Raw genomic sequence first — 491 nt, forward strand, 5'->3', positions numbered from 1 at the left:
ACGTTCAATGGCGATATTCTTCTATCTGCTGAGAAGCCTCTTGGTGGTCTGTATGTCTTTTTAGGAGACATTACCGGGCATGGTTTGGCGGCAGCAATTGGAACGATCCCTCTGTCCCAAGTGTTCTTTACCATGACCCGCAAAGGGAAGTCTTCCACATCAATTATTCGAGAGATGAATCGCTCGCTCCGCGCATTTTTGCCGCGATCGATGTTTTGCGCAGCCTTGTTGCTTGAGCTTGATGCGTCAGGTAGCAAAATGAGGATTTGGTCGGGAGGTTTACCTCTTTGCTTTCATCTCCAAAGCGCGAAAAAGCAGGTTGATCTCGTTTCTTCTCGACATCTACCTTTGGGCGTATTGGATGACAGCGCCTTTGATCCATCTATGGAGAGTATCTCTGCGGAAGAAGGGGATTCTCTGTTGATGATGACGGACGGTATTCCCGAGTCTGTAAATGCAAAGGGTGTCATGTTTGGACTAGATACTGTTGA

At 47.7% G+C, this 491-nt stretch carries 1 protein-coding gene; it reads left to right on the top strand.

Annotated elements, in window-relative coordinates; translation table 11 throughout:
- On the top strand, nucleotides 1-491 hold a 491-nt coding region (locus A3751_RS01190), incomplete at both ends, for a PP2C family protein-serine/threonine phosphatase (protein ID WP_156492159.1).

The sequence above is a fragment of the Oleiphilus sp. HI0080 genome, assembly GCF_001635135.1.